The sequence below is a fragment of the Streptomyces sp. MS191 genome, from assembly GCF_008042125.1.
Taxonomy (GTDB): Bacteria; Actinomycetota; Actinomycetes; order Streptomycetales; family Streptomycetaceae; genus Streptomyces.
The window spans coordinates 1,266,713-1,273,950 of sequence record NZ_RDBI01000040.1 but is presented as its reverse complement, the minus strand read 5'-3'; the positions used below and the strand labels follow the sequence as shown (position 1 = coordinate 1,273,950).

Annotated in this window: 6 protein-coding genes; 1 reads left to right on the top strand and 5 read right to left on the bottom strand. The window is 73.1% G+C overall.

The annotated features are described in order from the left end of the window. Window positions 1-138: 138 nt before the first annotated feature. The 5 genes from EAO71_RS12860 to EAO71_RS12840 all read right to left on the bottom strand — a co-directional run bounded on the left by EAO71_RS12860 (window position 139) and on the right by EAO71_RS12840 (window position 5,410). A complete protein-coding gene (locus tag EAO71_RS12860) occupies window positions 139-825 on the bottom strand; it encodes a response regulator (RefSeq protein ID WP_147977848.1) in 687 nt (228 codons plus the stop codon). Continuing rightward, entirely contained in the window at window positions 822-2,156 is a 1,335-nt protein-coding gene (locus EAO71_RS12855; protein ID WP_147977847.1) for a sensor histidine kinase, read from the bottom strand. The genes EAO71_RS12860 and EAO71_RS12855 overlap by 4 nt, the downstream gene beginning before the upstream one ends. Before the next feature lie 163 nt (window positions 2,157-2,319). After that, a complete protein-coding gene (locus EAO71_RS12850) occupies window positions 2,320-3,192 on the bottom strand; it encodes a DUF4429 domain-containing protein (RefSeq protein WP_147977846.1) in 873 nt (290 codons plus the stop codon). Between the two features lie 66 nt (window positions 3,193-3,258). Next, complete coding sequence (locus EAO71_RS12845) at window positions 3,259-4,470, bottom strand: alpha/beta hydrolase (protein ID WP_147977845.1); 1,212 nt, start codon at window positions 4,468-4,470, stop codon at window positions 3,259-3,261. A 298-nt stretch (window positions 4,471-4,768) separates the two neighbouring features. Then, window positions 4,769-5,410 carry a TetR family transcriptional regulator gene (locus tag EAO71_RS12840; protein ID WP_147977844.1) on the bottom strand — a complete coding sequence of 214 codons (642 nt, stop codon included), beginning with the start codon at window positions 5,408-5,410 and terminating at the stop codon, window positions 4,769-4,771. 114 nt (window positions 5,411-5,524) lie between these two features. Between EAO71_RS12840 and EAO71_RS12835 the strand changes: the two genes are divergently transcribed. Continuing rightward, window positions 5,525-7,147 (top strand): MFS transporter, encoded by a 1,623-nt coding sequence (locus tag EAO71_RS12835; RefSeq protein WP_147977843.1) that lies wholly within the window; start codon window positions 5,525-5,527, stop codon window positions 7,145-7,147. Window positions 7,148-7,238: the final 91 nt, after the last annotated feature.

The following is a 7,238-nucleotide window of genomic DNA, read 5'->3' as shown; positions in this document are numbered from 1 at the left end:
GGGGGTGGACGAGGAGCGGGCCCCCGGGGACGGGTGGGGTTGTCCCCCGGTCGGCCCGGTCCTCGTCCCCGGGCGACGCCCCGGCGATCGGGCGGATCCGTGCCGCCCGGGCGGACGGCACTCCGCCGGCGGCTCCCGTCAGCGGGTCGCGTCGCCCGGGGTGACCAGGCCCGATTCGTACGCGAAGATGACCGCCTGCGCGCGGTCCCGCAGGTCCAGCTTGGCCAGGACCCGGCCGATGTGGGTCTTCACGGTCTGCTCCGCGAGGACCAGGTGGTCGGCGATCTCCTGGTTCGACAGCCCGCGGGCGATCAGCTCCAGTACCTCGGTCTCACGCGGCGTCAGGCCGTTGAGCCGCAGCGCGGCCCGGCCCGCGCGCGGCGCCGGGCGGGACGCGGCGAAGTCGGCGATCAGACGGCGCGTCACCGACGGGGCGAGCAGCGCCTCGCCGGCCGCCACCACCCGCACGGCGGCGATCAGGTCCGCCGGCGGCGCGTCCTTGAGGAGGAAGCCCGAGGCGCCCGCGCGCAGCGCCTCGTACACGTAGTCGTCCACGTCGAAGGTCGTCAGCATCAGCACCTTCGGCCGGTGCACCACACCGGGCGGCGGGTTCAGGATCTCGCGCGCCGCCGCCAGGCCGTCCATCTCCGGCATCCGCACGTCCATCAGCACGACGTCCGGATGCGTCGACCGCGCCACGTCCACGCCCTGCCGTCCGTCCGGCGCCTCGCCCACCACGTCGATGTCGGCCTGCGCGGCGAGCAGCGCGGCGAATCCCGCCCGCACCATGGCCTGGTCGTCGACGATGATCACGCGGATGGTCACGAGGTGTCCTTCGAGGTCAGCGGGAGGCGCGCGGCCACCCGGAAGCCGCCGTCCGGCAGCGGACCGGTGTCCAGCGTGCCGCCGGTCAACCGTACGCGTTCCCGCATACCGACCAGCCCGTGCCCCGTGCCGGAGCCCTCCAGCGGCGAAGTGCGTTCCGGAGCGGGCCCGTTGACGACGAGCACATGGAGCCAGCGGCCACCCCCTCCGCCGTCCGCCGCCGCGTCGTCCGACCGCACCGACACCCGGGTCGCCGCGCCCGGCGCGTGCCGGACCACGTTGGCCAGCGCCTCCTGCACGATCCGGTACGCGGACAGGTCCACCGCCTGCGGCACGTCGCCGAGTTCGGCCGCCAGCGAGAGCTCGGCCGGCACCCCCGCCCGTACCGTCGCCTCGACCAGCTGCTGCACCCGGTCGAGCCCCGGCTGCGGAGCGCGTTCGCCCTCCGTCCCCTCGTTGCGCAGCACCACGAGCAGCCGGCGCATCTCGGCCAGCGACTCCCGCGCACTGGCCGCGATCGAGGTGAACTCCTCGCGGGCCGCGTCCGGGAGTTCGGGGATGCGGTACGGCGCCGAGTCCGCCTGCACCGTGATCACGGACATGTGGTGCGCGACGACGTCGTGCAGTTCCCGTGCGATCCGGGCCCGTTCCTCCAGCAGGGTCCGGCGGGCGCGCTCCGCCTCGCTGATGGTCTCCTGCTCGACCAGCCGCCGCTGGGCGTCCCCCCGCTCGCGCAGGGCCGCGGTGAGCAGGAGGACCACCCCGCTCAGCACGAAGAGGAGCACCTGGACGCCGTTGGTGTGCTTCGGCGCGATGAAGACGAAACCGAGGCCGGCGGCTCCGGTCAGCAGCCACACCCCGAACAGGGCACGGCGCGACTCGCGCAGCCCGAGGGCGAGCATCAGCGCCAGATAGCCGACCACCACCGGTGGGGTCCACGGCCAGGCCCGGCCGTCCAGCCCGTCGGCGCCCAGCGTCACGAACGCCCCGGCGATGTCGGCCGTCCCGATGATCCACCACGCCTGGAGCGGGCGGGTGACGGCGAGCAGCAGCGGCGCGGTCTGGGCGACGGCGAGCGCGCCTGCCGGCGCGCCGTCGACCTCGTAGTCGTTGACGAGGACGGTGATGGTGGAGGGGAGCAGCGAGGCGACGAAGGCGAGGGCGACGACGTACGGCAGCAGCCGCAGCCACCGCTTCGAGGCCGTCGCGAGCAGCGGGGCGCCCGGCCGGGTCGGGGTCGCGAGGGCGACTCCGACGGCCTGCAGGGAATCCCCGGCGGGTGCGAGCAGCCGGGCGACGCGGGCGCGGAAGGTTGCGGGTTCGGTACTCATGGCCTGTTCAGGTTAGGCAGGGGGGCCGGCTCCTCGCGTCATACCGAGGGGCCGGCCGCGGACTCGTACCGGGGTATGACGGGCCGGCCTCCGAGGGCGCCGTCCCGTCCCGCCGGGCCCTGTCCCGCTCCCGCGCCTCCCGGCCCTGCGCCTCCCGGCCCCGTCACAGCTCGGCCAGCAGCTCCGCCTTCTTCGCCGTGAACTCCTCGTCCGTCACCAGACCCGCCCGATGCAGGTCGCCCAGCTGGCGGATCCGTTCGGCGACCCCCGCGGGGTCGCGCCGTTCGGCCTCCAGAGGGGTCGCCCGCCCGGCCCCCCGGATCGCCGCGAGGACCGACGCCGCGAACGGCAGCGACTCGTGGACCGGGCCGTAGCCGAGACCGAAAACGACGGCGGCCGGGTCCCGGTCGGCCTGCGCGTGCTGCGGTTCGCCGTGACGGGGCAGCAGCCGCAGGTACCCGTCGAACACGTCCGGCGAGCGCCACTCGATCCCGCTGAGCTCCCGTACCGGGAAGGTCTGGTCGCCCGCCTTCCACTTCTCCGAGGACGCGCCCGTCCAGAACCAGCGGAACGCCACCTCCGACGTCCCGTCGAACGTCGCCTTCCCGTCGTACGCCTTGAAGGACTGCGGTCCCTCCGGAGCCGCCACCAGGAATCCGTCGGCCGGCCCGTCGTCCACGCCGCCCGGCCGGTCCGCCAGCACCGACCGCAGCTCGTCCCGGTAGTACTCGGCCAGCGTCTCGCGCTCGGCGGGCAGCACCAGCCGGTACGGATCGCAGACGTCCTTCAGTTGCCCCGCCGCCGCCTCCATCAGAGGATCGGATCCCGGCCGCGGCACGGCGTGCAGCACGACGGTGCCCCGCTTGCCCGGGGCGAGCGTCACCGACGCCAACGCCTCGTGCGGGATACGTCTTTCGCGCAGCGCCTGGAAGAGTCTCGGTGTGCGGATCCCCCGTTCGAAGCGGATGACGACGGCGTCGCTCTCGAACTCCCAGGTGGCATGAATTCCGGCCAGCACATCACCCATGTGCCTCATCGTATGCGGCCGACGCCTGTGCGTCGCCCCCCGCGTGAGGGCGCGATACCGTGCGCTCTACGCGCGTCAGTTCTCCTCCGCGCCGGAGATTCCACGGCGGCAAGCGCTGTCCGCGCTCGCGCAGGTCAGTCGCTGGTACGCACCCACGCCTATCGCGGCGAAGTTGTCGAGGCTCTCCGTACCCGGCTCGAAATAGCCGGCGTGGCCGGTCGCCCCTGCCGCCGACAGCAGCCGCGCCCCGAACTCCGGCGCCACCGGGTCGGCGCCGTGCCCGACCCCGCCGACCTCCAGGTTCGGCACGTCCTGGATCCAGTCGTCCGCGTCCCGCATCGCCCAGACCCGTGCCCGGGTGGACAGGCCGGCCGCGCTCTCCGCCCGCATGCCGGGGGATCCGGCCACCGCGACGTCCGTCACCCGGGACGGCAGCCGGCGCGCGGCGACCCCGCAGAGCACGGAGCCGTAGCTGTGGCAGAACAGGCTGACGCGCGAGGTACCGGGGAGCGCGTCGGTCATCTCGACCAGCCGCACCGCCCCGTTCTCGGCGAGCCGGCCCATCGCCGCGTCGATGCCGACCCCGACGGGCGCGGTGTAGTCGGCCCAGGCGATGACGGCGGTGCCCGAGCCGGGCGCCGCGCTCCGCTCGGCGGCGTACAGCGACTCCGCCATCCCGGCGGGGGCCGAGTACTTGCGCCGGCTCTTCTGGAAGGTCAGGAGGTTGGTGTCGACGCCCGGCACGATCACCGACACCCGCCGGGCCCGGTCCAGGTCGCCGAGCACCTCGGCCGTCCGCCCGGTGCCGCTGGGGTCGAAGGCGAGGATCTGCCGGTCCCGCCGCATCAGCGACATGAACCGGTGCACCCGGCGCAGTGCCTCGTGGCGGCCGCTCGCGTTCAGCCGCGGGTCGTCGACGCGACCCCGTTCGGCGTCCAGCGCGCGGGTGAGGGACAGCCGGTTGGCGCGGTAGCGCAGGGTGACCGGCGCGCCGTTGAGGTTGCCGACGACCAGCGGGTGGGCGTCGGCGAGCCGGGCGCCCAGGGACGGGCCTATCGAGCCGAAGAACGAGGCGATCGTCCGGGCCGGGGCGGTCGGGTCGGGCAGGGCGCGGTGACCGACGCGATCGCGTGCCCAGGCGCTGAGCGCGAGCGCCCGGGGATCCCCTGGCCCGCGCTGATGCCGGACCGTCGTCCAGCCGGTGGTCGCCAGGAGCACGAACACCACTGCCAGCGCGAGCAACATGCGCCAGACCGGAAGAGTGGGGGAGGAGTCGAAGGAAGTCACTGCGGGACACCCTAGGAGACGCGCGCGGCGCGCCGGGCAGGCGGGTGACCGGGATCACAGGGCCCAGGGGGCGGGGTGACGCTCGGTACGCGCGGGCGTACGCCCCGCAGGGCAGGGCACGCCCCGGTCGGCGGTGTCCGTGGCGCGGCTCCCCCTGTATACGACGGCCTCTATACGACGGCCTCGCGGGACCGGCTCCGTGGAGCGGCGGGCGGGGTGGGGCGACCGCGACACGTGATCGCGCACCCGGGGTCGGCGACCGGCGGCCGCACAACGCACCGCGCCCGTACGCCCGGTGCTACGACCGCCAGTGCGGGGCCAGGGCCGGGCCGAGCTGGTCCAGGTAGCGCTCGGTCAGTTCGCGGATCGCCTCCAGCGTCAGGTCGGTACCCCGTCCCCACAGCTGGCCCGTCACCCGCATCACGCCGCTGAAGGCCGCCACGGCGATGCGGGGACGCGGGTCGGCGTCCACGTCGAGGCCCTCGCGCTCGGCGATCAGGCGGGCGATGCTCTCCTCCATCTCGGTGGAGCGGCGCAGGTGGGTGGCGAGGAGCGCCGGCGTCGACTCGATCATCCGGTAGGTCCGCAGGTACAGCTCGACGGGGATGACCTCCATGATCGCCTCGCCGATGGTGTCCCAGGAGCTCAGCACCGCGTTGCGCATCGCGTCGAGCGGCCCCTCGTCGGCGGGCCGCTCGGCGAGTGCCCGGACGAAGCGCTCCTCCACCATCTGCTGGACGGCGAAGGCGACCTCCTCCTTGGACGCGAAGTACCGGAAGAAGGTGCGCTGCGAGACCTCCACCGCCTCCGTGATCTCGTCCACGGTGGTGTGCTCGTACCCCTTGGTCGTGAACAGCTCCAGGGCCACGCGCAGCAAGGCGTCGCGCGTCCGCTGCTTCTTCCGCTCCCGCAGGCCGGAAACCGTCACGGCATGGTCCATTTTCTGCCCTTTTTCCGACGCTTCGTGCTGCTCAGCGTACCTGTGAGCAACGTGTCAGTTACCGGCGCGTGAATCGCTTTGTCAATTGTCAGTCGCTGACATTAGCCTTCCGGCATGACTAGTCAGATCACCGTGGAAAAGGCCCCGCAGGGTCAGGGGGGCGACCGGGGTCCCGCGCCGGCTCCGGCGAAGGGACTGCGTGGCCACCCCTGGCTGACTCTGTTCGCCGTCGCGATCGGCGTCATGATGGTGGCCCTCGACGGCACCATCGTCGCCATCGCCAACCCCGCCATCCAGAAGGACCTCGGCGCCTCGCTCGCCGACGTCCAGTGGATCACCAACGGCTACCTGCTCGCCCTCGCCGTCGCCCTGATCACGGCCGGCAAGCTGGGTGACCGGTTCGGCCACCGCCAGACCTTCCTGATCGGCATCGCCGGCTTCGCCGCCGCGTCCGGTGCGATCGGCCTCTCCGACTCGATCAGCCTCGTGATCGCGTTCCGCGTGCTCCAGGGCCTCTTCGGCGCCCTGCTGATGCCGGCCGCGCTCGGCCTGCTGCGCGCCACCTTCCCCGCCGAGAAGCTGAACATGGCGATCGGCATCTGGGGCATGGTCATCGGCGCCTCCACCGCCGGCGGCCCGATCGTCGGCGGCCTGCTCGTCGAGCACGTCAGCTGGCAGTCCGTCTTCTTCGTCAACGTTCCCGTCGGCGTGGTCGCGCTCCTCTTCGGCCTGGTGATCCTCAAGGACCACCGCGCCGAGAACGCCCCGCGCTCCTTCGACATCCTCGGCATCCTGCTGCTCTCCGGCGCCATGGGCTCCCTCATCTGGGGCATCATCAAGGCCGGTGACTCCTGGGGTTGGGCGAGCGGCAACACCTGGGGCTTCCTGGGCGGCGCGATCCTGCTCTTCCTGCTCTTCGCCCTCTGGGAGACCAAGGTCAAGGAGCCGCTCATCCCGCTGGGCATGTTCCGCTCCGTGCCCCTGTCGGCCGGCGTGGTCCTCATGGTCCTCATGGCCTTCGCCTTCATGGGCGGCCTGTTCTTCGTGACCTTCTACCTCCAGGGCGTGAAGGGCCTCAGCCCGGTCGACAGCGGTCTGCACCTGCTTCCGCTGACCGCGATGATGATCGTCTCCTCGCCGCTGGCCGGCGCGCTCATCACCAAGTTCGGCCCCCGCATCCCGCTGGTCGGCGGCATGGTCTGCACCGCCGTCGCCATGTTCGGCATGATCACGCTCACCTCCGGCACGGGCACCTTCGCCATGTCCCTCTGGTTCGCCCTGCTCGGCCTGGGCCTCGCCCCGGTCATGGTCGGCGCCACCGAGGTCATCGTCGGCAACGCCCCGCTGGAGCTCTCCGGCGTGGCCGGCGGTCTGCAGCAGGCCGCGATGCAGGTCGGCGGCGCGCTCGGCACGGCCGTGCTCGGCGCGGTCATGTCCTCCAAGGTCTCCGGTGCGTTCGCGGAGAACTGGAAGGACGCCGGCATCCCGGTCCCGGCCGACCCGCGACTGGAGCAGGCCGCCGAGTTCGGCATGGTCCCGCCGGAGCTGGCCAAGGCGCCCGGCATGACCCCCGACCTGTTCGACAAGATCGGCGGCGTCATCCACGACACGTTCATGGACGGCATGGGCCTGGCCTTCACCGTCGCCGGTGTCGTCGCGGTCGTCGCCGCCCTGGTCGCCACGCTCACCAAGCGCGGCGAGAACGCGGAGGCCGGCGCGGGCGCCGCCCACATCTGACCCGCCCCCCACGTCTCGCACCGACGCCCGTGCCGCCCCTCCCGGCGGCACGTCACAGACCACGGCCCCGCCGGACCTCGTCCGGCGGGGC

What these genes read in the sequence shown, in the direction of transcription:
- EAO71_RS12855 (WP_147977847.1), bottom strand. Translation starts at nt 2,156, where the DNA reads ATGAGTACCGAACCCGCAACCTTCCGCGCCCGCGTCGCCCGGCTGCTC.
- EAO71_RS12850 (WP_147977846.1), bottom strand. Translation starts at nt 3,192, where the DNA reads ATGAGGCACATGGGTGATGTGCTGGCCGGAATTCATGCCACCTGGGAG.
- EAO71_RS12840 (WP_147977844.1), bottom strand. Translation starts at nt 5,410, where the DNA reads ATGGACCATGCCGTGACGGTTTCCGGCCTGCGGGAGCGGAAGAAGCAG.
- EAO71_RS12835 (WP_147977843.1), top strand. Translation starts at nt 5,525, where the DNA reads ATGACTAGTCAGATCACCGTGGAAAAGGCCCCGCAGGGTCAGGGGGGC.